Origin of the sequence: Georgenia daeguensis (assembly GCF_039537705.1) — a bacterium.
Classification (GTDB): domain Bacteria; phylum Actinomycetota; class Actinomycetes; order Actinomycetales; family Actinomycetaceae; genus Georgenia; species Georgenia daeguensis.
The window spans coordinates 75,498-98,134 of sequence record NZ_BAABBA010000016.1 but is presented as its reverse complement, the minus strand read 5'-3'; the positions used below and the strand labels follow the sequence as shown (position 1 = coordinate 98,134).

General features: G+C 71.6%; 20 protein-coding genes. 3 read left to right on the top strand and 17 right to left on the bottom strand.

Going from position 1 to position 22,637, the window contains the following annotated elements:
* Positions 1–368 precede the first annotated feature (368 nt).
* From ABD774_RS15410 to ABD774_RS15395, 4 genes are all read right to left on the bottom strand, one after another.
* On the bottom strand, positions 369–1,163 hold the full coding sequence (locus ABD774_RS15410) for an enoyl-CoA hydratase-related protein (protein WP_345042992.1): 795 nt from the start codon (positions 1,161–1,163) through the stop codon (positions 369–371).
* 82 nt (positions 1,164–1,245) lie between these two features.
* Positions 1,246–2,778 (bottom strand): aspartate-alanine antiporter-like transporter, encoded by a 1,533-nt coding sequence (locus ABD774_RS15405; RefSeq protein WP_486327329.1) that lies wholly within the window; start codon positions 2,776–2,778, stop codon positions 1,246–1,248.
* 40 nt (positions 2,779–2,818) lie between these two features.
* On the bottom strand, positions 2,819–4,063 hold the full coding sequence (locus ABD774_RS15400) for an NAD(P)-binding domain-containing protein (protein WP_345042987.1): 1,245 nt from the start codon (positions 4,061–4,063) through the stop codon (positions 2,819–2,821).
* A gap of 161 nt (positions 4,064–4,224) precedes the next feature.
* Entirely contained in the window at positions 4,225–4,566 is a 342-nt protein-coding gene (locus tag ABD774_RS15395; RefSeq protein WP_345042984.1) for a histone-like nucleoid-structuring protein Lsr2, read from the bottom strand.
* Positions 4,567–4,758: 192 nt separating this feature from the next.
* Here ABD774_RS15395 and ABD774_RS15390 point away from each other — a divergent pair, with 192 nt between their 5' ends.
* Positions 4,759–5,574: a SprT-like domain-containing protein gene (locus ABD774_RS15390; RefSeq protein WP_345042982.1), complete on the top strand. Its 816-nt coding sequence runs from the start codon at positions 4,759–4,761 to the stop codon at positions 5,572–5,574.
* Positions 5,575–5,721: 147 nt separating this feature from the next.
* Positions 5,722–6,252 (top strand): flavin reductase family protein, encoded by a 531-nt coding sequence (locus ABD774_RS15385; protein ID WP_345042980.1) that lies wholly within the window; start codon positions 5,722–5,724, stop codon positions 6,250–6,252.
* Between the two features lie 34 nt (positions 6,253–6,286).
* On the opposite strand, the gene ABD774_RS15380 is transcribed toward ABD774_RS15385, so the two are convergent.
* Positions 6,287–9,226, bottom strand: a complete 2,940-nt coding sequence (locus tag ABD774_RS15380) for an FAD-binding and (Fe-S)-binding domain-containing protein (RefSeq protein WP_345042977.1) — start codon at positions 9,224–9,226, stop codon at positions 6,287–6,289.
* A gap of 239 nt (positions 9,227–9,465) precedes the next feature.
* On the opposite strand from ABD774_RS15380, the gene ABD774_RS15375 reads away from it, so the two are divergent.
* Positions 9,466–10,320 (top strand): AfsR/SARP family transcriptional regulator, encoded by an 855-nt coding sequence (locus tag ABD774_RS15375; RefSeq protein ID WP_345042975.1) that lies wholly within the window; start codon positions 9,466–9,468, stop codon positions 10,318–10,320.
* Between the two features lie 244 nt (positions 10,321–10,564).
* Here ABD774_RS15375 and ABD774_RS15370 read toward each other — a convergent pair whose 3' ends face one another.
* The 12 genes from ABD774_RS15370 to ABD774_RS15315 all read right to left on the bottom strand — a co-directional run bounded on the left by ABD774_RS15370 (position 10,565) and on the right by ABD774_RS15315 (position 22,505).
* Positions 10,565–11,983, bottom strand: coding sequence for an FAD-dependent oxidoreductase (locus ABD774_RS15370; protein ID WP_345042973.1), 1,419 nt, complete (start codon positions 11,981–11,983; stop codon positions 10,565–10,567).
* Positions 11,980–12,540, bottom strand: coding sequence for a nuclear transport factor 2 family protein (locus ABD774_RS15365; RefSeq protein WP_345042971.1), 561 nt, complete (start codon positions 12,538–12,540; stop codon positions 11,980–11,982). Before ABD774_RS15365 ends, ABD774_RS15370 begins: the two co-directional genes overlap by 4 nt.
* Positions 12,537–13,046 (bottom strand): nuclear transport factor 2 family protein, encoded by a 510-nt coding sequence (locus tag ABD774_RS15360; RefSeq protein ID WP_345042968.1) that lies wholly within the window; start codon positions 13,044–13,046, stop codon positions 12,537–12,539. The genes ABD774_RS15365 and ABD774_RS15360 overlap by 4 nt, the downstream gene beginning before the upstream one ends.
* Position 13,047: 1 nt before the next feature.
* A complete protein-coding gene (locus tag ABD774_RS15355) occupies positions 13,048–14,409 on the bottom strand; it encodes an MFS transporter (RefSeq protein ID WP_345042966.1) in 1,362 nt (453 codons plus the stop codon).
* 49 nt (positions 14,410–14,458) lie between these two features.
* Complete coding sequence (locus ABD774_RS15350; protein ID WP_345042963.1) at positions 14,459–15,190, bottom strand: IclR family transcriptional regulator; 732 nt, start codon at positions 15,188–15,190, stop codon at positions 14,459–14,461.
* A 176-nt stretch (positions 15,191–15,366) separates the two neighbouring features.
* Entirely contained in the window at positions 15,367–15,600 is a 234-nt protein-coding gene (locus ABD774_RS15345) for a hypothetical protein (RefSeq protein ID WP_345042962.1), read from the bottom strand.
* A gap of 707 nt (positions 15,601–16,307) precedes the next feature.
* Entirely contained in the window at positions 16,308–17,423 is a 1,116-nt protein-coding gene (locus ABD774_RS15340) for a type I restriction endonuclease (RefSeq protein ID WP_345042960.1), read from the bottom strand.
* A 280-nt stretch (positions 17,424–17,703) separates the two neighbouring features.
* Positions 17,704–19,095: an NAD(P)(+) transhydrogenase (Re/Si-specific) subunit beta gene (locus ABD774_RS15335; RefSeq protein WP_345042957.1), complete on the bottom strand. Its 1,392-nt coding sequence runs from the start codon at positions 19,093–19,095 to the stop codon at positions 17,704–17,706.
* Positions 19,092–19,409: an NAD(P) transhydrogenase subunit alpha part 2 gene (locus tag ABD774_RS15330; RefSeq protein WP_345042955.1), complete on the bottom strand. Its 318-nt coding sequence runs from the start codon at positions 19,407–19,409 to the stop codon at positions 19,092–19,094. Before ABD774_RS15330 ends, ABD774_RS15335 begins: the two co-directional genes overlap by 4 nt.
* Positions 19,406–20,668, bottom strand: coding sequence for a Rossmann-fold NAD(P)-binding domain-containing protein (locus ABD774_RS15325; RefSeq protein ID WP_345042953.1), 1,263 nt, complete (start codon positions 20,666–20,668; stop codon positions 19,406–19,408). Before ABD774_RS15325 ends, ABD774_RS15330 begins: the two co-directional genes overlap by 4 nt.
* Positions 20,669–20,742: 74 nt before the next feature.
* Positions 20,743–21,366, bottom strand: a complete 624-nt coding sequence (locus ABD774_RS15320) for a nucleoside/nucleotide kinase family protein (protein ID WP_345042951.1) — start codon at positions 21,364–21,366, stop codon at positions 20,743–20,745.
* A gap of 59 nt (positions 21,367–21,425) precedes the next feature.
* On the bottom strand, positions 21,426–22,505 hold the full coding sequence (locus ABD774_RS15315) for a YeiH family protein (protein ID WP_345042948.1): 1,080 nt from the start codon (positions 22,503–22,505) through the stop codon (positions 21,426–21,428).
* Positions 22,506–22,637 lie beyond the last annotated feature (132 nt).

The window sequence follows — 22,637 nt, the reverse complement described above, 5'->3', positions numbered from 1 at the left end:
CGGCGGCCATCCAGGGACGGCATCAACGGCTCGATCAACTCCCACTGGGCATCCGTCAGCACGGCAGTACGCGACACCCCCGCAGCGTTTCAGCCCAAGGGCTCGACTATTGGGAGACACGCCCTAGCGCCCCACACGCTCCCGTGGCGACAGAGGCTAGGAGGGCTGCTCACCGGGAAGCCGTCCGAACCTTTCGAGAAATAGGGGCCATGCGGCGCCGCGTTGTGCCTCCATCGGCCGCCGGGGCGAGCGTAGCCACCTGCGCACGCCCGGACGGTACGCCGCCACAGACGCCGACCTTGCCATCCCCGGCCACCCGGCACGGTATTGGCCATGCGGAACGGGTGACATCCGGGACTGCGCGCTGGCTAGCCCCGCCTCCGAAGGAGCTTCTCGAACGCCCGCCGCGCCTCCGGCGAGCGCAACCGGGCCATGAAGTGCTCGGCCTCCTCGGCGATGCGCGCCGTCAGCGCGTCCGGCGAGCGCATCAACGACCTGGTCACCGCCACGGCCTGCGGAGCGCGAGCCGCCACCTCCGCCGCGGCCGACCGGGCGAACGTGTCCAGCTCGTCGACCGGCAGAACCGCGTTGGCCAGCCCCCACCCGTGGGCCTCCCGGGCGTTGACCACCTCGCCGAGCACGAAGACGGCGAACGCCCGCGGGTGCCCGATGCGGGCGGGCAGCAGCAGCGACGAGGCGGCCTCAGGGACGAGGCCCAGATCGACGAAAGGCGCGGACAGCAGGGCGTCGTCGGCCAGGTAGACGAGGTCGCAGTGGAGCAGCATCGTCAGCCCGATGCCGACCGCGCGGCCCTGGACCGCGGCGACGAGGGGCTTGCGCCCGGCCGCCAGTGCCCGGAGGAAGGCGAAGGCGACGTCCGCGGCACTGCGGTCGTCCCGGGCACCACCGCCCCCCGCACCGTCGCCACGGGCGTGGCCCTCCCCCGCGGCGGCGAGGAAGTCCGCGAGGTCGTTCCCCGCGCAGAAGCTGTCGCCGGCGGCCCGCAGCAGCACGCAGCGGACGGCGTCGTCGTCGTCGGCCCGGGTGACCGCGGCGGCGAGCGCCGCGTACATCTCCCCGGTCAGCGCGTTCTTCTTCTCCGGCCGGTTCAGGGTCAGGGTCAGCACGCCGTCGGCCTGCTCCACCAGCACGTGCGCGCTCACGCGGGACTCCTTCATCGACGACGGCGAGGGCGCGGCCAGCGTAGCGCCGTGCCCGGGCGAGCCGGCGGTCCCGCGGCGGCGCCTACACCGCCCCGACCACCTGCACGAGCACGATCTTCGCGATGATCCCCAGGGCAAACAGGGCGGCGTAGCCGGCGTCGATCCGCTCGTCGACGGTCCGGCCGTTGGCGTAGGCAAGGATCGCCGGCTGGCCCACGAACCCGGCCAGACCGCCCGCGGCCCTCGCCGCGGACGTGCCGACCACCCGGGCGAGCAGCACGAACAGCCCGGCGCCCACCGCGACGACCACGACCGCGAGCGCCACGATCTTCAGGCCCGTCACGCTGAACGCCGAGGAGGCGAACGCCTGGCCCGACGCGAGCCCGGTGGCCCCGAGGAACAGCAGCAGCCCGAGCTGGCGGATGGTGAGGTTGGCCGAGCCGGGCAGTCCCCACACGAGCGGTCCGGTGCGCTCCAGCCGGCCCAGGATCATGCCGACCACCAGCGGCCCTGCCGCGGAGCCCAGCGCGAACGCGATGCCGCCGGGCAGGGGCAGGGTCACCAGGCCGACCAGCAGGCCGAGGGCGAGGCCGATCCCGAGCGAGAGCGCGTCGATCTCGCTGACCCGCCGCTGGGAGTCGCCGAACAGCCGGGTCAGCCCGTCGATCTCGCCGCGCGGGTAGACCACGCGCACGCGGTCGCCGAGCTCGAGCACGAGCTCCTCGTGGGCGAGGAGGTCGAGGTCGCCGCGCTTGACGCGCGTGACGACGCCGCGGAAGCGGCCGGGCACGTCGAGCTCGCCGACGGTCCGCCCGGCGACGCCGCGGTCGGAGACGATGAAGCGGCGGTAGTCGACCTCGCTGCGGTCGTGGGCGAGGTGCTCGCTGACGCGGTGGCCGAGGTGCTCGCGGGCGCGTCGCACCGCGGGCTCGGGGCCGACGACGACCACACGGTCGCCCGTGCGCAGCTCCTCGTCGGCCGCGACGACGCGCGTCTCACCCGCGCGCTCGAGGTAGGACAGGCGCACCTCACGCTCGGCGATCCCGGGGATGTCGAGGAGCCGGGTGGGCCGCTCCACCTCCACGCTGATGTCGACCAGCCCGACGCCGGCCACCGGGTCGGGGTCCCGGCCGGTGCGCCAGGGCCGGGCGAGGACGACGGCCACGACCAGGATCGTCACGACCACCCCGACGGGGTACGCGAGCGAGTACCCGACAGCGGGGTCCTGGGTGCCGGCCTGCGCCGTCGCCGCCGCGAGGGCCGGGGTGGAGGTGAGCGCGCCGGCGAAGGTCCCGGCGTTCAGCGCCGGGGCCAGCCCCAGCACGCCGCCGAGCAGAAGCGTGACGGCGGCGACCACGGCGAGGACGAGAACGGCGCCTCCCATGAGGGGCAGCTGGCTGCGCAGGTCGCGGAAGAACCCCGAGCCGGCGGCCAGGCCGACCGTGTAGACGAACAGGGCGAGGCCGAGGGACTGCACGAGCCCGAGCCCCTCCCCCAGCCGCGGGTCGAGGGCGCCGACGGCGAGCCCGACGAACAGGGCGCCGGCCGGCCCGAAGCGGACCGGGCCGAACGGGATCATCCCCACCAGGGTGCCGAGGGCGACGACGAGCATCATCGTCAGGAGCGGGGAGGCGGCGAGGACGTCGAGCACGGCTCTAGCGTTCCACCGCGGCGCCCACCAGGCGCCCCGCGGCGGGGTCGGCTTCGTCACGGCCGAAGGCGGGCGAGCGCAGGTGGTCGAGGATGCGCACGACCGCCTCCCGCCCGGCCCGGTTCGCCCCGACGGTCGACGACGACGGCCCGTACCCGATCAGGTGCAGGCGCGGCTCGCCGGCCACCTGGGTGCCGTCCATCGTGATGCCGCCGCCGTGGCCGCGCAGGTGCAGCGGGCGCAGGTGATCCAGCGCCGCACGGAAGCCGGTGGCCCAGAGGATGACGTCGGCGCGCTGGAGGGAGCCGTCGGCCATCCGCACGCCGTCGGGCTCGATACGGGTGAACATAGGGTGCCGGTCGAGCACGCCGCGCTCGGCCGCCGCCCGCAGCTCGGGCCGCCAGATGAGGCCGGTGACGGACACGACGCTGAGCGGCGCGAGTCCCTGCCGGACGCGTTCCTCCACCAGTGCCACCGCCTGGCGGCCGGCCTCGGGGTCGAAGTCCTCGTCGCGCCACACGGGCTCGCGACGGGTGACCCACGTCGTCGTCGCCACGTGCGAGATCTCCTCGAGCAGCTGGACCGCGGAGATGCCGCCGCCGACGACGACCACGTGCTGCCCGGCGAAGTCCTCCGCCCGGACGTAGTCGGCCACGTGGAGCTGGCGTCCGCGGAAGCTCGCCTGCCCGGGGTAGGCCGGCCAGAACGGCTTGGTCCACGTGCCGGTGGCGTTGATGACGGCACGGGCGGCGAAGGTCCCGGCGTCGGAGGTGACGATGAGGTGCCCGGCGGGGTCGTCGTCGGCGCGCCGCACGGCGGCGACCCGGACGGGCCGCAGGACGCCGAGGTCCAGCCGCTGCTCGTAGTCGCCGAAGTAGGCGGGCAGGACGTCGACGCTCGGCTCGCAGGGATCGATCTCGGGCTGTGGCATGCCCGGCAGGTCGTAGATGCCGTTGACCGTCGCCATGCGCAGTGACCGCCACCGGTGGCGCCACGCGCCGCCCGGGCCGGGCTCGGCGTCGAGAATCACGTACGTCCCCGCCCCCGCTGGCCCTTCCGTCGCTCCCCCTCGCGATGAGACGTCACGAGCTCCGCCAGATGTCACTCCCTCGCCGTGGAGAGCCGGGACGAACCCGAGTCTGCGCAGGTGGTACCCGGCGGAGAGGCCGGCCTGACCGGCGCCGATGACCACCACATCGACCGGGACGACGGCGTCCGCGAGCGGGGTGGGCGCGGTCGGCGTGGTCATGTCGGCGACAACGCGCATTCCGTCCGAAGGCTTCCGGACCGGGCCGTGGCATCGGCCACGGTCACGGTCACGGTCACGGACACGGGGCAGAGGAGGCCCTGGGGCACCGGGTGCGTCGGGCGCCGACAGCCGTCATCACCGGCGGATCTGCCCTCTCCGGTTCAGTTGCCGGCGGCCCGGTACCTCTCGACCACCTCGGCCTTGATGCGTCCGCGCGGGCTGACCTCGATGCCCTGGCCGGCCGCCCAGGCACGCACCGCGGCCGGGTCGAAGTCACGCTTCTTCGTGCTCGAGGCGTGGGTCCGCCGGCGCTGCCCCTCGATCGTGCGGCCGGCCTGGAGGTACGGCCGGAGGGCGTTCTCGAAGTCAGCGACCTCCTCGTTGGTGAGGTCGACCCGGTACAGGACCCCCTCGTAGGAGAAGTCCACGGAGCGGCCCTTGCCCCGCTCGATGGGCTTGCCTGAGATGTCGGAGACAAGCTCGGTGATCATTTTGGTTGCCACACCGCTAAAGATAGTCATTTCTTGGTGCGATTTTTACCCTCTGAGCGGGTGCGGCGGCACGCCGTGCATGGTCAGTCCCGGTCGCCGCCGGGCCGTCCGTCCACAGGCACGGGCGCCGTGTCACCAGGTCGTCGTACTCTCGATGCCCTCGGGCCCGGGGCCGCCCGGGAGGATCACGGAGGGAGTCGGCGCATGGAGCTGACGGCGGTGCGCGCGCTCGGCGAGGAACTGCTCGCCCGGCACGGCCTGACGTCGTGGCGCTTCGCCTTCGACAACGCCAAGCGCCGGGCCGGTGCGTGCAAGTTCGACTCCCGCACCATCTCCGTCTCCCGTCATCTCATGGCCCTGTACGAGGAGGCGCACGTGCAGGACACGATCCTGCACGAGATCGCGCACGCCCTCGTCGGTCCCCGGCACGGGCACGATGCGGTGTGGCGGGCGAAGGCACGGGCGATCGGCTGCTCCGGCGCCCGGCTCGTCGACGCCGAGGCGCCCCGGGCGCCGGCACCCTGGCAGGGCACCTGCCCGCGCGGGCACACCTACGACCGGCACCGCCGACCGGCCCGTCCCGCCAGCTGCGCCCGGTGCGAGCCGGGGTTCAACGCCGACCTCCTGCTGACCTGGACCTTCCACGGCCGCACGGTCTCCCCCGGCCCCCGCTACGAGCGGGAGCTCTCCCGGTTGCTCGCCGGCCGGCGACGGCGGGGCCTGGGATCGACCGGGACGCCGGCCGGCGGCCAGACGGACGTGACGCAGAGCCCCGCCGGCGGGCTCTCCGCCGCCTCCACCGCGGCCGCGCCCGGGGGGACCCGCGCGCCAGAGCATGACCTGATGCGCGAGCTCGCGGTCCGCGGCCACCTGACACCGGGGACGGTCGTGCGGATCACCGCGCCGGGGAAGTACTTCGGCCGGAGGGTCACCATCGTCAAGAGCGCCCGGACCCGCTACCACGTGCGCGGCGGCGTCGAGCGCCTCACGGTGCCCTTCGCCTACGTCGAGCCCGCCTGACCCGGGCAGCCCACCGCGCGGAACGGCAAGCCGTCGGTCGTCGGCATCTTTCCTGGTGAGACGCCAGCCCCCGCCGGCTCACCGGCAGCGGGAGGTTCATTAGTCTCCGGACCGTGCTCCCGACGGGAGCCGGGGAGGAGCGAGCTCGTGACCGTGGAGTGCCTCGCGGACCGGCGCGCCGGCGCTGCGGCGATGACGCCCGAGAACTTCAAGGCGGTGTTCCGCAACCACCCGGCGGGCGTCGCCGTCGTCACCCTTCGCGGCCCAGAGGGTCCCGTCGGCTTCACCGCGACGTCGGTCGCCTCCGTCTCCGCGGCACCTCCCGTGCTGGCATTCTCCCTGGCTGCGGCGTCCTCCTCGCGGCCGGCGCTGGAGCGCGCCGGCTCCGTCGTCGTCAACTTTCTCGCGGAGGACCAGCGGGACGTCGCTGAGGCGTTCGCCCGGCGCGGCGTGGACCGCTTCGGGCAGGTGGCCTGGAGCTCGCTGCCCACCGGTGAGCCGGTGCTCCGCGGGGTCCGGGCATGGGTCCGCGGTGTGATCGAGGAACGCATCCCGGTCGGCGACAGCCTCCTCGTGACCGTCCGGGCCGCCCTCTCGGACCGGCAGCACGGGACGCGGCCCCTGGTGTACCTGGACCGGGCCTACCACCGCCTCGGCGACCACAGCCTGTCCGAGTAGCGCCCAGCGTGCCGGGCGCGTCGGTCTCGGCGCCTCAGTCCGGCCGGGTGGCCTCCTCGAGCAGCTCGAGCACGTGCCGATAGGGACGCGAGGTCGCCGCCGTCATGCCCATCTCGCAGGTGCGGTTGCACGAGGCGTAGGCGGCGAACGGTCCGCCGGCACGCTCGGCCGTTGCGATCTCCGCGGCCTCGGCCTCGGTCGCGCCCGCCGGCAGCTCGGGGTGCAGCATGCCGCGGTCCCCCGCTGTGCCGCAGCAGCCCCACGAGGCCGGCACGGTGACGTCCTCGGCGACGGCGTCGGCCACCGTGACCAGGTCGGCCACCATGCCCAGGTGCACGGCGGAGCAGGTGGGGTGCACGGCGAGAGACGGCAGGCGCCGCCCGGGCGCCACGGTCAGGCGGTCCAGCAGGTGCTCCCGGGCGAAGACGACCGCGTCGACGACCCGCACCCGCGCCCACCGCGCGGCGAGCTCACCCTCGAGCCGTTCCCCGATCCCGGTGAGGCCGTGGGTGCAGCTGGAGGCGTCGCAGACCAGGGGGATGCGCCCGCGATCGGTCAGCTCCCACACCTGGGCGGCGACCGTGCGGGCCATGGTGGCGGAGCCGTCGGGCAGGCCCTTGGACTCCCAGACCGTGCCGCAGCACAGGGCGTCGATCCCCGCCGGCACCGCGACGCGCAGCCCGGCCCGCTCGCACAGCCGCAGGAACGCGGCCGCCGCGCCGTCGCCGTCACCCTCGGCGGCGAAGAGCGAGCCGATGCACGCGGGGAAGAAGACGACGTCGGCCGGTCCCGTGGTGGGCGGGGTGGACGACGACGCAGCCGCCGGAGCCGGCTGCACGACGGCGTGCGACGCCGAAGCGAGCGCCGCGCGTGACCCGCCGGGGCCTGGCAGGTCCTCGCCGACCTGCGGGATCCAGTCGCGCAACGCCTCCCCGGCTGCGGCGCGCACGCCCGCAGTCACGGCTGAGAGCACCGGACCCGGCACCACCTCGGCGACACCGAGGGCAGCACGCAGGACCGCCGTCGTCGGGCCCCACCGGCGGGCGAGGAGGTCGCCCGCCGCCCGGACCGGGGCGGGCCTGGACCCGGCGCGGAACTCCTTCATGACCTTGCCGGTGTCGATGCCCACCGGGCAGGCGGTCACGCACAGCGAGTCCGCCGCGCAGGTGTGCACGGCCTGGTAGTCGTACGAGCGCTCGAGCTCGGCCCGCCGCCCCGGGCCGGACCGGGCCATCTCGCGCAGCAGCACGATGCGCTGGCGGGGCGTCGTCGTGGTGTTCCGGGAGGGGCAGACCGGCTCGCAGTAGCCGCACTCGACGCACCGGTCGAGGTCGGGGTGCGCAGCCGGGAAGGTCTTGAGGTTCTTCAGGTGCGCCTCGGGATCCTCGGCCAGCAGCACGCCGGGGCTGAGGATCCCGGCCGGGTCGCACAGGGACTTGAGCTCGCGCATGACCGCGTACAGCTCGTCGCCGTACTGCCGGCGCACGTAGGGCGCCATGATCCGCCCGGTGCCGTGCTCGGCCTTGAGCGAGCCGTCGGCGCCGAGGATCAGGTCGACGAGATCCTCGGTGAAGGCCGCGAACCGGTCCAGCTCGGCGCGGTCGTCCAGCCGCGGGTTGATCTGAAAGTGCAGGTTGGCGTCCTTCGCGTGGCCGAAGATCACCGCGTCGTCGTAGCCGTGCCGGCCCAGCAGCCGCCCGAGGTCGCGCACGGCGCCCGGCAGGGCGGGCGGCGGGACGACGATGTCCTCCAGGAGCGCCGTCGTCCCCTGCGGCCGCGCGCCGGCGACGGCGGCGTAGAGCACCTTGCGGGTGACCCACAGGCGGGCGCGGGCGGCGGCGTCGGTGGTCAGCTCGGCGGGCGCGGCCAGGTCGAGGCCGGCGACGACGGGACGCACCCGGTCCGCCGCGGCCGTCAGGGCGTCGGGGGTGGGACCCTGCACCTCCACCAGCAGCGCCGTGTGCTCTCGCACGTCCAGCGCCCGCATGAGCTCGGGCGCGTTGGGGTCGCGGCGCGAGACCCGCAGCGAGGAGGCGTCGAGGAGCTCGACGGCGACGGCGCCCGCCTCGGTGAGCGGGATGATCGCGTCGGTGGCACGGTCGATGGTCTCGAAGACGCACAGCGCGGTGGCGGCGTGCGGCAGCGCGGGCACCGTCCGCAGCGTCACCTCGGCGACGTAGGCGAGCGTCCCCTCCGACCCGACCACGAGGTGGGCGAGGATCTCGGCCGCCGAGTCGTGGTCGAGCAGGGCGTTGAGGCCGTAGCCCATCGTGTTCTTCATCGAGAACTGGTGCTCGATCCGGGCGCGCAGGCCCGCGTCGCCGCGCACCCGGTCCCGCAGCCGCAGCAGCCCGGCGTACAGCTCCGGCTCCATGCCCCGCAGGACGGCGTCGGCGTCGCGCCGGCCGGTGTCGAGCACCGTGCCCGAGGGCAGGACGAGGACCATCGACTCGAGGGTGCGGTACGCCGTCGCCGTCGTCCCGGAGGTCATCCCGGAGGAGTTGTTGGCGACGACGCCGCCGATCGTGCAGGCGATCTCGCTCGCCGGGTCGGGCCCCAGCCGGCGGCCGTGCCGCGCCAGCGCCGCGTTGACCCGCCGCAGGACCGCGCCGGGATCGCACCGCACGCGGGCGCCGTCGTCGAGGACCTCGACGTCGGCGAGGTGTCGCCGCACGTCGAGCAGGACGCCGTCGGTCACGCCCTGCCCGGACAGGGACGTGCCGCCGGAGCGGAACGTGACCGGCGTGCCGGCACGGGTGGCGGCGGCGAGCACCCCGGCCACCTGCTCCGTGGAGGTGACGGTGACGACGGCGGCGGGGGTGAGCAGGTAGTGCGACGCGTCGTGGGCCAGGCGGGCGCGGTCGACGACGGCGGTGGAGACGTGGTCCCGGCCGGCGGCGCGGGTGATGGCGGTGAGGCCCGGGAGATCGGGGGCGGGGCTCGCCACCGCCCGGGCGGGGGTGCGCACGGTCATGGATCCCTCTCGGTGGCTCGCCTCGTCGCGTCGGTGCCCACTCTGCCATCACAGACCGGTCGACAGCCGTCCGGATCGCCGGGGAGGCCCGCCCCATGCCTCACCACGCTCAGACCGAGGAGCTGCCGCGGGTGTCGCGGCCGGACCGGACGTGCGATTGTCGGCACCGGGACACAGGGCTACCGTTGAAGTCACCGGGGGGTCACCGAAGCGTCACGCAGGCCAGGCTGGGAGCCGACATGGTGCCTACACCCGTCCGGAGACCCAGGCCGACGACGGAGCTGCGCTGCCTGCCGACGTTCGAGCTGCGAGTCGGCGGCGTCCCTGTCCCGCTCCCCCACCGCGCCCAGCGCGTCCTGGTGTTCCTCGCGCTCCGGGCCGGGCCGGCCGACAGGCCCGAACTGGCCGGCACCCTGTGGCCCGACGTGCCCGCGTCGCGGGCGTACTCGAGCCTGCGCTCGACGCTGTGGGGCCTGTCCCGGCTCTCACCCAGCCCGGTGATCGCCGTCGGCTCGAGCGTCCAGATCAGTCCCGAGGTGCGGGTCGATCTCGAAGGCGCGCGCCGCCTCGCCCAGCGCATCATCGAGCGCGGGCCGGGGAAGGTCGCGACGCCCGCGGCGCTCGCGGCGCTGCGCCACGACTTCCTGCCGTCGTGGTCGGAGGAGTGGCTCGCCGCCGAGCAGCACCACTTCCGCCAGCTGCGCCTCCACGCCCTCGAGGTCCTCAGCCGGCACCTGAGCGAGAAGGGCGACCACGCCCTCGCCGTGGAGGCCGGGCTGCTCGCGCTGGCCTGCGAGCCGCTGCGCGAGAGCGCCCACCGCACCTTGATGCTCGCGCACCTCGCGGAGGGCAACCGTGCGGAGGCGATCTGGCAGTACCACCGGGCCCGTGAGCTGCTGGCCAACGAGCTGGGGCTGACGCCGTCGCCGGAGATGGAGGCGCTGCTGCAGAGAGCGCTGCGGGACGGCCCGGCCGGCCCGGAGAGTCCTCCGGCGAGTGGCACAGAGGCGGCTGGGCACGCGAATGAAAGCGCCAGCGAGCCGGCGGCACGGAACGGCGTGCTCGGCGGAGGCTCCGGCACGACTGCGGGTTAGTCCGACGTCCCAGACAACCGCGCTTCGACCCTGCCGGTACGCCTGCACCTCAACGTCGCCGGCAACTTCGGCGACTTCGGGCTGCACGAGTTGGCGCAGGAGGAACTCCGCGCGGCTTCGAGGCGTGCGGAGGCGAGAGCATGAGCGGCGCCGAGCTCGAGAAGACCGAGAGCCTTTAAGGCCATCGATCGCCTGCGCGAGCGGGACATGAGCCTAAGCCGCCTGCGATACAGGTATTGAGTCTCTAGCGGTTGCCGGCAGCTGTTCCTGTCGCCGCGTGGCGGGCTGCGGATGAGCCTGCCCAACGGCCGGTGATGTACCCGGGGGCGAGCCCCCCGGCGTAGCCGTAGTTGGAGATGCCGCCAATGTCGGCACCGGCTGCGAAGAGGCCCGCGATCGGCGCTCCGTCGTGATCGAGCACTCGTCCACTGGCGTCGATGCGAATTCCGCCGAGGGTGAAGGTGATGGTCGGCTGGACCTCGAGGACGTGAAACGGAGCGGTCATGGGCGGGCTGGCCGACTCGGCGACCGGAACGCCGTCGGCGAACCGGCGACCTGTCTCGATCGCTCGGCGGTAGTCCATGAGCGTTCGTGACGCACGAGCAGAATCGAATCCCCAGGCCTCGATTGGAGCGAGTGCTGCCTCGACCGTGTTTGCCGTTGAGTAACGAGCTCCGGCACCTGTGGCTGCTGCGATGCGGTCCACTGCGCCAAGCCCCGGTTCTGGCTCTTCACGGGCGGCGTTCCAACGCACGGCGTCATCGAAGACGAGAACACCGCGGGCGCCGGGCTGCCGGGCGAGTTCCTGGTTCAGGATCTCGTCTCCCTGTGTCTCGTCGCAGAAGCGGACTCCCGCTCCGTTCAACAGCACGGTGTGCGAGGAGTAGAACTGTGCGAGCGGCAGATAGTCGGCGGGCTCGAAGTTCCTGAGCGGAGCGGGCACCAGGTGGCCGTAGAAGGTACTCATTCCCTTGGTAGCCGCGGCACCAACCGCGCGGGCCATGCGCAAGCCATCTCCGACGCTTCCCGCGTTGGAGCGCAGCTTGAGGCGGTCGGAGTTCGGGCCCATGTGGCGGCTGAGTTCCTCTGGATCGCCCTGAAATCCACCGGTTGCAAGCACTACTGCACCGGCGTGGACGTCGAAGTACTCGCCTTCGGCTGTGCGCAGGCGGACACCGGTCACGCGTTCGTCATCGGTGATGATTTCGGTGGCGGTGGTCTGGGTCAGGAGCATGCCGCCATTCGCAGTGACTGTCTCTCGGCACCAGGTCAGCAAGGCCCGGATGTCGAGCTTGTATCCGATACCGAAGGTCATGACGCCGTGCTTGGGAGTGTCGGCCACCGTGATGCCGGTGGAGCGGATCTCCGCGAGCGCTTCTGGATAGTCGGTGATCAGTCTTTCGGCCAGGCTCTGATTCCCCAGGGGGATGCGGTCGAGGTATGCCCGGACGTTCGGCGCCGTCCAGAACAGGCCGGCGGAGAGCGCGGCGGAACCGCCGGGCTCGGCCGATTTCTCGATCCAGAGCACCCGGGCGCCGCTGCGGGCGACCGTCACAGCTGCTGCGGATCCGGAGACGCCGGTGCCGAGCACCACGACGTCCCAGGTGTCTTCCGTAAGCATGGTCGGGGCAAGGAGGGTGGACGCCGCTATGTCGTTGCTCATCGCAGCGGTCCTCTTCCGAATAGGGAGAGAACCTGATAGCTGCGGTCGGCAGGACCTGGCTGGCTGATCTCCATGGCGAAGGCCCCCTCGTAGAGGCTCTGGTCGACCGGGCGTTCGTGTATCCAGTCGCGGATGACCTCGCGGTAGGCGATGCGCCACTGTCCAGCACGTCTCTCGTAGCGGTTGAAGGTCCGGCTCGCGGCGATCAGTTCGCGTGAGGAGTTGTCGAACCGGTGGTAGGAGAGCCGGTGGGTCTCGCCCTCGGCTTGGTCACCGTCCACGCGGTACGACTCGTTGAGGAGATAGTGGGCCGTCATTTCGTACTTGGTGGCGAAATCGTCGAGGATCCAGTTCACCCAGTCCGCGGCGCTGCCCTCGTTCATGTAGCCGTGCTTGACCGAGGCATCGGGGAAGAAGATCGACCGGAGCAGGTCCTCGTCGCGGCGGTCGATGCCACGGCAGTAGGCAACTTCGAGATCGTGGAACGTGTCCTTGGCTGTGAGGTCGTGGAGGGTGGCGGCCAGGTGGGCCTGTGAGATCTGCTCTTCGACTGTCATCGGGGTCCTTCGTGGCTTGCGGTCGTATTTGAGAGTTCGGGGTCTGCGCTACGGCGGGGAACCCAGTTCCACTGCGCCTCGTCGAATCCGTCGACGCCGAGCGCTTCGGATCGGCGGTAGTGAATTCGCCACCCGTTCTCGGTCCGAACGAGATCGTCGCGGTACCGCAGTCGTGCGGTGCCGGTGCTCATGTCCCACCTTTGATGCCAGGCGGTGACGTACGTCAGAGCCGTGGCGCTGTCGTCAGATGTGACGACAAGGGACTGGCCGAGAATGTGCTGGGTGCGGCGGAACAGGGCCTGCCTTTCCTTCATCCCGCGGAGCACTTCGTCGCGTCCGAGGATGGGCCCGCCCCGTCCTGGTCCCTGGTCCATGGTGCAGTCGGGGGTGAAGACGTCACTGAGCGCGTCGATGTCGTACTCGTCGAGGTGTAGGCAGTACCTGGCCAGCACGTCAGCAATCTCGAGCTTGGCGTGGAGCGCGGCGGGGTCGGGAAGGTGCCGCATCTCAGGCACCTTCGGTGGCAAGTCGGCGAGCTTCGCCCGTACGCGCCGGCTCAGATGTGGAGCCGAACGGTCGGCCCGCGGTCTCCGGGGCGAAGTACGCGGCGATGGCGCCGAGCGCGCAGACGGCGGCGACGTAGATGGTCACCGGCATCAGGCCACCCCAGCCGTAGAGGGCGGTGGCGATGAAGGGCGCGAAGCCTCCCCCGATGACGCCGCCGAGCTGCGCGGCGATGTTGACGCCGGTCGTGCGAACGTCGTCGTCGAAGAGCTCTGCCAGATAGGCGGGCTGAGGGCCGTACTGAAGGTCACGGCCAGTGTTGATGATGAGGATGAACGCCAGCAGGACCAGGAACGGTGAGGTTGTCTCCACCATCGGGAAGTAGATGAAGGGCAAGAAGACCGAGAGGATGGCTCCACCGAGGTAGAGCGGCCGTCGGCCGACGCGATCGGACAGACGGCCGAAGAACGGCAGGGTCACGATGGCGATCGAGACCACGACGAGGGTGGAGGTCAGGGCGACCTGACGGTCCATGCCGAGGATGCTCTCGGTGTAGAAGAGTGTGAAGACCGTGACCATGTAGTAGGTCACGCTCTCGGGCAGGCGCAGCCCTGCCGCGATCAGCAGTTCCTTCGGGTGGCGTTTGAAAACTTCGATGACGGGGCTGCTCTTCTTGTGGGCGCTCTCCCGCGCCGCCTGGAAGACCTCGGTCTCCTTCAGGGTACGGCGCATGATCAGGCCGGCGACGGCGAGGACAATGCTGAAGAGGAAGGGAAGGCGCCATCCCCATGCGAGGAACTCGTCGTCGGGAAGAAGCGACACGAGGGAGAAGGCTCCCGTGCTCAGCAGGGTCCCTACGCCTCCGCTGATCTGCAGCCAGCCGCCGAAGTATCCGCGGCGCCGCGGCGGAGCAGACTCGACGATCATCGCGGCCGCGGACCCCCACTCGCCGCCGACCGCAATGCCCTGAACGACGCGCAGGAACACGAGGAGTACCGGTGCCCAGACCCCGATCGCCGCCGCCGTTGGCAAGACACCGATAAGGGTGGTGGACAGGCCCATGATGAGCAGCGTCGTGACGAGCGTGAACTTGCGGCCGAACCGGTCGCCAAGGTGACCGAAGATCACCCCCCCGAGTGGACGCGCGAGGAAGCCGACGCCGAGTGTGGCGAAGGAAGCAAGGACGCCTCCAAGCGCTCCGGCCTCCGGGAAGAACAACCGGTTGAAGACGAGAGCGGCGGCCGTGCCGTAGAGGAAGAAGTCGTACCACTCCATGACAGTGCCGATCACAGATGCGCCGGTGACGCGTCGGATCTGGGACCGGTCAGCGGTCTTACTACCGGTTTCTGGGCGCAGTTGGTCCACGGAAGTACTCCTATGTACGTCGGGAGGGAGGGGGAGGGTAATGCGGTCGTTACGAGATGTCGGCCAATGAGTCGTTGATGGCTTCGGCCGAGCGGATCAGCGGTTCTGAGAACTTCAAGAGGTCGGCGCCATCCCCGACCAGGTTCACCGGGATGGAGAGAGTGAGGCTTCCGAGGATGCGTCCGTCGGCGTCGAACAGGGGGGCTGCGAGCCCAGCGGTCTCCTCATCAACCTCGGCGACGGTGAGGGCGAAGCCGGCTCTGCGGATCTGACGCAGGTGCGCGCGGAACTCCTCCCAGGTCTGGCCCAGCCTGGCCGCCCGGAGGTCGTCAGGGCGAGTAAGGGCAAGGTTCTTGAGCGTGTTCGTCGGGAGGTGGGCAAGAATCACCTTCCCGGCGGCACCCTGCATCAGTGGCATGGGTCTGCCACGCCCCCAACTCGTCCGCCAGGGTCCCCGAGGCGTTGCCTGGGCGATGCAGATGACGGCATCTTTGTAGTAGCTGCAGATGAACGCATTCAGGCCGAGCTCGTCGCTGAGCGACCGCATTTCTGGTTCGGCGCTGACGAGTAGCGGATCGCTCAGGCGGATCTGCCGGTCAAGTTCGATGATCCGAGCACCCAAACTGAACCTGCCTCCCGGCTGGGGAGCCAGGAGCCCGGCATCAGTGAGTGTCTTGAGGTAGCGGTAACTCGTCGTGCGCGAGCAGTTCAGAGCTTCGCCCACCTCGGCCGCTGTGCAGGTGGGGTGATCCACGGATAACAGGTCCAGGACGCTGAGCATCCGGCTGAGGCTGTCGCCAGCACTCCTGGTGGGCTGCCGACCCTGCAGGGAGGCAACTGAGTCGACCGCTCGGAGCGCGGAACCTCGGCGAGAACTCATCAGCGACCACTTCCCAAAGACGTTAGCGACTTGAGGCAGGACAGTACGGTCATACCGGATACACGTCAATACCCGTATTACGGGATTTTGGAGACATGATGCTGCATGGAGGAGCGGTTCCACGCGGGCACGTGTGGGCCGGGACGACGAGTAGTGCCGCCGCGGCTCGAGGCCGGCGCCGGCCAGGGTGTTGCCACGTTCACGGTGCCGAACCCGGCCGACCAGCACGCGAGCAGCGTCGCGGTCTGCAGGTCCATGTCGGTGTCGTCGATCGAGGACACGTCGTAGACCACCGGGCGGTCGCGGCGCATCGGGTTGGTCGTGGGGCGGGCGAAGGTCTCGCCCAGCCGGCCGCCGTCGACGAGGCCGACAAGGGAGGCCTAGAAGTTCTCGGTGATGGCTTGGTACCGGCCCTGATCCCCGCCGTTCCAGCGGCCGCGCGGATCTCTTGTCCAGCGCGATGACAATCGTGTGCCGGCGCACGTGGGCGTCGGCGAGCACCTGAGCGGCCTCCTTCTCACATCCAGCTGCGCACGCAGCCGCTGTGCGGCCTCGAGCGCCTCGCCGGGGTCCAGGACGTTGAGGTGGCCGCGGCCGCAGCCCAGCGTGATGGCCCGCCCAGGGCCTGAATGAGGTCGCCGAGTCGGACTTGAGGTCCCCCAGGACGAGGGGCATGACCCGTAGCCGGCCAGGCCGGTCGCCATGCGGCGCACGAGGGTGGACTTGTCGAGGCCCGGTCTTCCGAGCATGAAGGCTAAGGGGTTGGAGATGAGCTTGGCCCGCTGCAACCAGGAGATCGGGTCGCAGCACAGCGTCGCCCGGTGTGGATGTGCCGACTCACCGGCACCCGACCATCGGGGTGCCGGTCCCGACGGCAAACGGCCACAACTTGCACACCTAGCGCCGAGGTGCCGCACCACTCGCCCGCGGCCTGGACGTAGAACGACTCCCCCTGGCAACCGCCCGGAGGCGTGGCCCATCTGCGGGCATCGACCCTCGAGGGCTGAACGTGCGAGATCTACAAGACGGACGCCCCTACGAATCGGTCGACGGTGGCGCGCAGTTCGTCACTGAAGCTGAAGATCTCCTCGAGACTGTCGATAGGGTGCCGCGTCTCCTTCTTGTCCGCGTCGAACAGGCCGATGTACTTCTGACCGGTGTTGAAATGGAGGCGAGCGATCGACCTGCGGTTGTTGTCGTCCAGGAGCACGGCGCAGTAAGACTTCGCGTCGCGGTAGATCACGCGCTGAGGCTTCACCTGATTGCACACGATGGCGCGGATGATCTGGAAGGCCTCCAGCTCTTCGATCGTGGTCAGCACCCCGTCGCTCGCCTCCCGAAGATCCTTCTCCACAGCCTCTTCACTCTGGACTGCTTCGGCAGGAGCGTCAGCGGACTGGATGGGCATGGGCGTGGCACCAGCACCAAGTGCAGTGGTCAGCCGGTTGTTCACCTGCTCGTTGAGGAACTGTTGGCTGGCCTTGCGAACCAGTGGAGTGAACTGCTCACGGACCTTCTGGGTGAACGCACCCTCGTACACCTTCGTCGTGAAGAACTTGACCCAGTCCACGTCGGGCTCCTTGAACTGGCCGGCGATCGCGCGCTTCAGCTGCCCGATGTACTTCAACTCCCCGGCCGCGCTGATGATGGAGTCCAGGTCGAAGACGTCCTTGCTGAGCTTCTGCAGTTCCGGGATGAGCGTGGCGTCAATGTCGCTCAGATCCAGCACCAGGAAAGGCTTGGCGTCCATCCGGTTGGGAGCGTCCAGGTCCGTGTAGAACTGGTACACCTCACCATTTGTTAGGATGGCGATGCGCGCGTTTGTCACCGCGAAGTAGCGGAAGAGCTGGGAGGCGTGCTCGAGCTTCAGCGGAGCGCCGACGTGCTTGCACTCGACCAGCATCTGCACCTTGTTCTCGTGCATGATCGCGTAGTCGATTTTTTCGCCCTTCTTCACCCCCACATCGGCAGTGAACTCGGGCACGACCTCCAGAGGGTTGAACACGTCGTACCCCAGGATCGTCGAGATGAACGGCATGACGAACGCATTCTTCGTCGCCTCCTCCGTCTCGAGCTGTCCCTTCTGCTGGGCAACCTTGTTAGCGAGAGCTGTCAGCCGCTCCGTGAACTCCACGTCTCCTCCTTCAATTGGCACCCCGATTCTTCGGTCGCCATTCTTCGTAGCCTTGCACTGTTTAACTGATCTTGTGGACACTTCGTGACCAATTTGCGTGCGGTGTTGGCGTGCGTCCACGTACAGCCGGTGCGTCCGTCGCCGAACGCGGCGATGGCTTGGCTGCGTGGAGACGAACCTGAGCCCGGGATCGGTGGTGCATGTGTCGACGCCGGGTCGGGGTGAGCCGTGCGCCCGGCTTGGGCCTCCTCCAGCCGAAGAAGGCGCCCCGTGAGCGGGCTCAGACCTCCTTGAGCGCGGAGACGACGTTCGTCAGGGACTCCTTCGCGTCCCCGAACAGCACCTGCGTGCGCTCGGCGAAGAGCAGCTCGTTCTCGATGCCGGCGAAGCCGGGCCGCATCGAGCGCTTGAGGAAGATCGTCTGCCCGGCCTGGTCGGCGTTGATGATCGGCATCCCGTAGATGGGGGCGGAGGCGTCCGTGCGCGCCGCGGGGTTGACCACGTCGTTCGCGCCGACCACCACCACGACGTCGGTCGAGGGCATGGCGGCGTTGACGTCGTCGGCCTCGACCAGCAGCTCGTAGGGCACGTTGGCCTCGGCGAGGAGCACGTTCATGTGGCCCGGCATGCGGCCGGCCACCGGGTGGATGCCGTAGACCGCGTCCACGCCGCGCCTGCGCAGCGCGGTGACCAGCTCGGCCACCACGTGCTGCGCCTGGGCGACGGCCAGGCCGTACCCGGGCACCACGACCACGCGGTTCGCGTAGGCCAGGGTGATCGCGACGTCCTCGGCCTGCGCGCGGCGCACTGGCCGGTCCGAGACCTCGGTGGACCCGGCGGTGGAGCCGCCCTTGAGGGCGCCGAAGAGGATGCCGGCGACGGACCGGCCCATCGCCGTCGCCATCGCGAGGGTCAGGATCGTGCCCGAGGCGCCCACGAGGGTGCCCGCCACGAGCAGCAGCGTGGAGCCCATCGCCCAGCCGGAGGCCGCCACGGCGAGCCCGGTGAAGGCGTTGAGCAGCGAGATGACGATCGGCACGTCCGCGCCGCCGACGGGCAGCACCAGGAGCGCGCCGAACGCCAGCCCGAGGACGAGCAGGATGAGACCGAGCCACACGTCGCCGGTGAGCGTGACGGCGACGGCGCCGCCGAGACCCGCGCCGAGGGCGACCACCATCAGCAGCCCGGCCCCGGGCACCACGACGGGCCGGGAGGTGATGGTGCCCTGGAGCTTGCCGTAGGTGAGCAGCGAGCCGAGCAGCGAGGTCGAGCCGACGAAGATCGCGAAGGCGGTCGCGCCGGCGACGACGAGACCGACGTCCCGCCCGCCGAGCTCGGCGAGCTCCATGATCCCGACGATCGCGGCGGCCCCGCCGCCGACGCCGTTGAAGATCGCGACGAGCTGCGGCATCTCGGTCATCTTCACCCGGCGCGCGGCCGGCACGGCCACGACGGAGCCGAGCCCGACGGCGCCGAGCACCACGGCGAGGTTGGCGCCCTCGAAGTCGGTGGAGAAGAGCACGGTGACGACGGCGAGCGCGGCCCCGGCGGCACCGAGCAGGTTGCCCCGGCGGGCGCCGCGCGGCGAGGACAGCCCCTTGAGCGCGAGGATGAAGCAGACGGCGGCCGCGAGGTAGGCCAGCTCGGTGACGGAGGCGGGCAGGAGGTTCATCGCTGCTCGCTCCCCACCGGCTCCTCGGTGCGCTGCCGCGGGCGGCCGGAGAACATCTCGAGCATCCGGTCGGTCACCACGAACCCGCCGACGAGGTTCACCGTGGCCAGCAGGGTCGCGAGCGCGCCGAGGACCAGCAGCACCGGCGAGCTGGCGTGCGCGGTCACCGTCACGGCCCCGACCAGGATGATGCCGTGGATGGCGTTGGCGCCCGACATCAGGGGCGTGTGCAGGGTGGACGACACCTTCGAGACGACCTCGACGCCGACGAAGGCGGCGAGCACGAAGATCGTCAGGACAGTCAGGCCGCTCATCGGGGCCCCTCCGCGTAGCTGGGTGTGGGCAGCTCCTCGGCGGAGCCTGGTGGGGCGGAGCGGGGCGGGGCCGAGCCGGGCACGCCCTCCTCGGGCACGACCTCCTCGGGCGCGGCGGCCGGGACGGGACGCCCCTCGCGGTCACGGGTGACGCCGTCGTGGGTCAGCGCCATGCCGGCCACGATGTCGTCCTCGAGCGGGACCACCAGGGCGCCGTCGTCGCCGGTGAGGAGCGCGACGACGTTGGCGACGTTCTTGGCGAACAGGCGCGAGGCGTCCGCGGGCAGGTCGGAGGCGGCCGAGGCGAGGCCGACGACGGTGATCGTGCCGCCGCCGCGGGAGCTGGGCACGGCGACGTCCATGCCGGGCATCGAGCCCTCGACGTTCCCGCCGGAGGCGGCGGCGAGGTCGACGACGACGGAGCCGGGCCGCATCGCGGCCACCATGTCCGCCGTCACCAGCTGCGGCGCCCGGCGCCCCGGCACGGCGGCGGTGGTGATGAGGACGTCGGCGGCGGCGATGTGCGGCGCGAGCGCGGCCTGCTGCCGCTCCGCGGCCGTGGCGCCCAGGGCGCGCGCGTACCCGCCGGTGCCGGTGCCCTCGGCGGAGTCGAGGCCGACGTCGATGAACGTCGCCCCGACCGAGCGGACCTCCTCGGCGGAGTCGGGCCGGATGTCGTTGGCGGAGACCTTCGCGCCGAGCCGCTTCGCGGTGGCGATGGCCTGCAGCCCCGCCACGCCGACCCCGAGGACGACGACGTTCGCCGGCGGCACGGTGCCGGCCGCGGTCATCGCGAGCGGGAAGAAGCGGGGCAGGCGCACCGCCGCCTCGAGGACGGCGCGATAGCCGGCCGCGAGCGCCTGCGAGGACAGCACGTCCATCGACTGGGCGCGCGAGGTCCGGGGCAGCCGCTCGAAGGCCAGCATCGTGACCCGGCCCGCGTTGGCGGCGGCGAGCCGGTCGGCGTCGTCCAGGGGCGCATCGAGCCCGAGGGTCACCGCCCCGGGACGCAGCCGCCGCAGGGCGGCGGCGGGCACGGGGGTGACGTGGACGAGGACGTCGACGGCGGCGAGGTCGACCGCGGCGACGATCTCCGCGCCGGCGTCGGCGTAGGCGTCGTCGTCGTGGTGGGCCCCGGTACCGGCGCCCGACTCGACCAGGACCCGGTGGCCGGCGCGCACGAGCGCACCCACGACCTCCGGGACCAGGGCGACGCGCGTCTCCGGGGCAGGCTCTCGCGGCGCTGCGATGATGCTCACCCCACGAGCGTAGGCCGCGGCGGGACAGACATATGGGACTTTGTCCCCTGTGCCCCGGGCCGGACGGGCCCCTCCTACAACCCGCCCCAGCGCACGACGACCGGAGAGTCGGGGTCGCGCATGTCGATGACGACCTCCGAGCGGCTCACCGGGTCCGCGATCTCGCGGTAGAGCCGCAGCGCCGGCAGGTAACGCTCCTGGTAGCGGGCCCTGACCGCCTCGGGCTCGTCGTCCTCCTGGTTGAGCCGGTCCAGGACGCGCTGAACCGTGACCGACTCGGGCACGGAGAGGTAGATGCGCAGGTGCCAGAGGTCCTCGAGCTCGGGCCGCAGCAGGCTCATCCCGTCGACGAGCACGACCGTCCCCGGCTTCTCGTGCACGGGGTCGCCGATGGTGATCTCCCGGATGCGGTCCAGGGGGTAGACGTTCTCGTAGACCCAGCGGGGGTCCGCCGCCTGCTCGGAGCGCCGGAGCTCGAGCGGGATGATCAGGTCGTCGGCGCTGAACCGCCGCAGCTCCACGCCGTGGGGGAGCATCGGGTAGAGGACGTCGTCGAGGTCGCGGGCGAACGTGGTCTTCCCCGCCGCGTCCGGCCCGTCGATCGCCACGTGGAAGGAGGTCGTGCCTGCGGCCCGTTCGCTGATGCCCCGTGCGATGCGCTCGAGGACGTGGCGGCGCTGCTCCGTCGCTGGTGCCATGCCGCGATCGTAGGGTTGCGAGCCGCGAGGCACGACCCGAGTCGCAGGGTCTCCGCAGCTCAGCGGAGCAGCAGCGCGCCGCCGAGCGAGAGACCGGCCGCGACGACGGAGGAGGCCAGGCCGAGCAGGAGCGCCGGGCCGCCACGGGTCAGCAGGGCCCGGACGTTGACCCCGGCACCCAGCGCCACCATGGCGACGGTGAGCAGGAACGTCGAGGCGCTCTGCACCGCCTCGAGCACCCCGGCGGGCACGGGCAGGAGCGAGCGCACCGCGACGAGGACGAGGAAGCCGACGACGAAGGCGGGTACCAGCGGGGGACGTGCGGCGTCGTGGTGCGGCGGGGCGGAACCCGCCAGGACGGCGTCGGCCGACTCCACCGCCGCGAGCCGTTCGGCCTCCATCCGGGCGCGGCGGCTGCGCGCGTAGCTCACCCCCGCCACCAGCGGCGCGAGCAGCACCACCCTGCCGAGCTTGGTGAGCACCGCCGTCGCCAGCACGGCCTCCCCGACCAGCCCGCCGGCCGCGACCACCTGCCCGACCTCGTGGATGCCGGCGCCCAGCCACACGCCGGTGGCATGGGCGTCGAGCGCGAGAGCGGCGGCGAGCGGGGGCATCGCAAGCATCGCGGCGGTGCCGAAGATGGTCACCGCGGCGACGGCGGTGGTGGCGGCTGCGTCGACGTCCTCCTCGCGCTCACGCCCCGCGGTGCCGGCCACGGCCGCCATCGCGGCAACCGCCGACGCGCCGCAGATCGCCGTCCCGGTGGCCATGAGCAGCGTCAGGGTGGCGGGCACCCGCAGCAGCCGGCCCAGGAGCAGCGTGAGCGTCCAGGTCCCCGCCACCGTGACCACGATGACGGCGAGCGCGCCCCAGCCCAGGCCCACCACCTCGGGCACCGAGAGCTGCAGCCCGAGCAGGACCACGCCCAGCCGGAGCACCGTGCGGGCGCTGTAGCGCACGCCGTCCTCGGCGGCGGCGGGGACCAGGCGGAGGTTGCGGAGGAGGACGCCGACGAGGATCGCGACGAGCAGGGCCGAGACCACGGGCACGGCCCGGTTGAGGGCGAGCGCCAGGACGGCGACGAGCGCGGTGAGCAGCAGTCCGGGCGCGCGGCGGCGCCAGGCGGTCAGGTGGGGCACCGCCCCAGCATGCCGCACCGCTCGCGCGCCTCCCCGGCCGTTGTGCCCACGGCGCCCCGCGACGCTCGTGGCACGCGCGCGGGGGTTATGCCGCCCGGACGCGGCGCCTACGATGGACTGTCAGCACGTCTA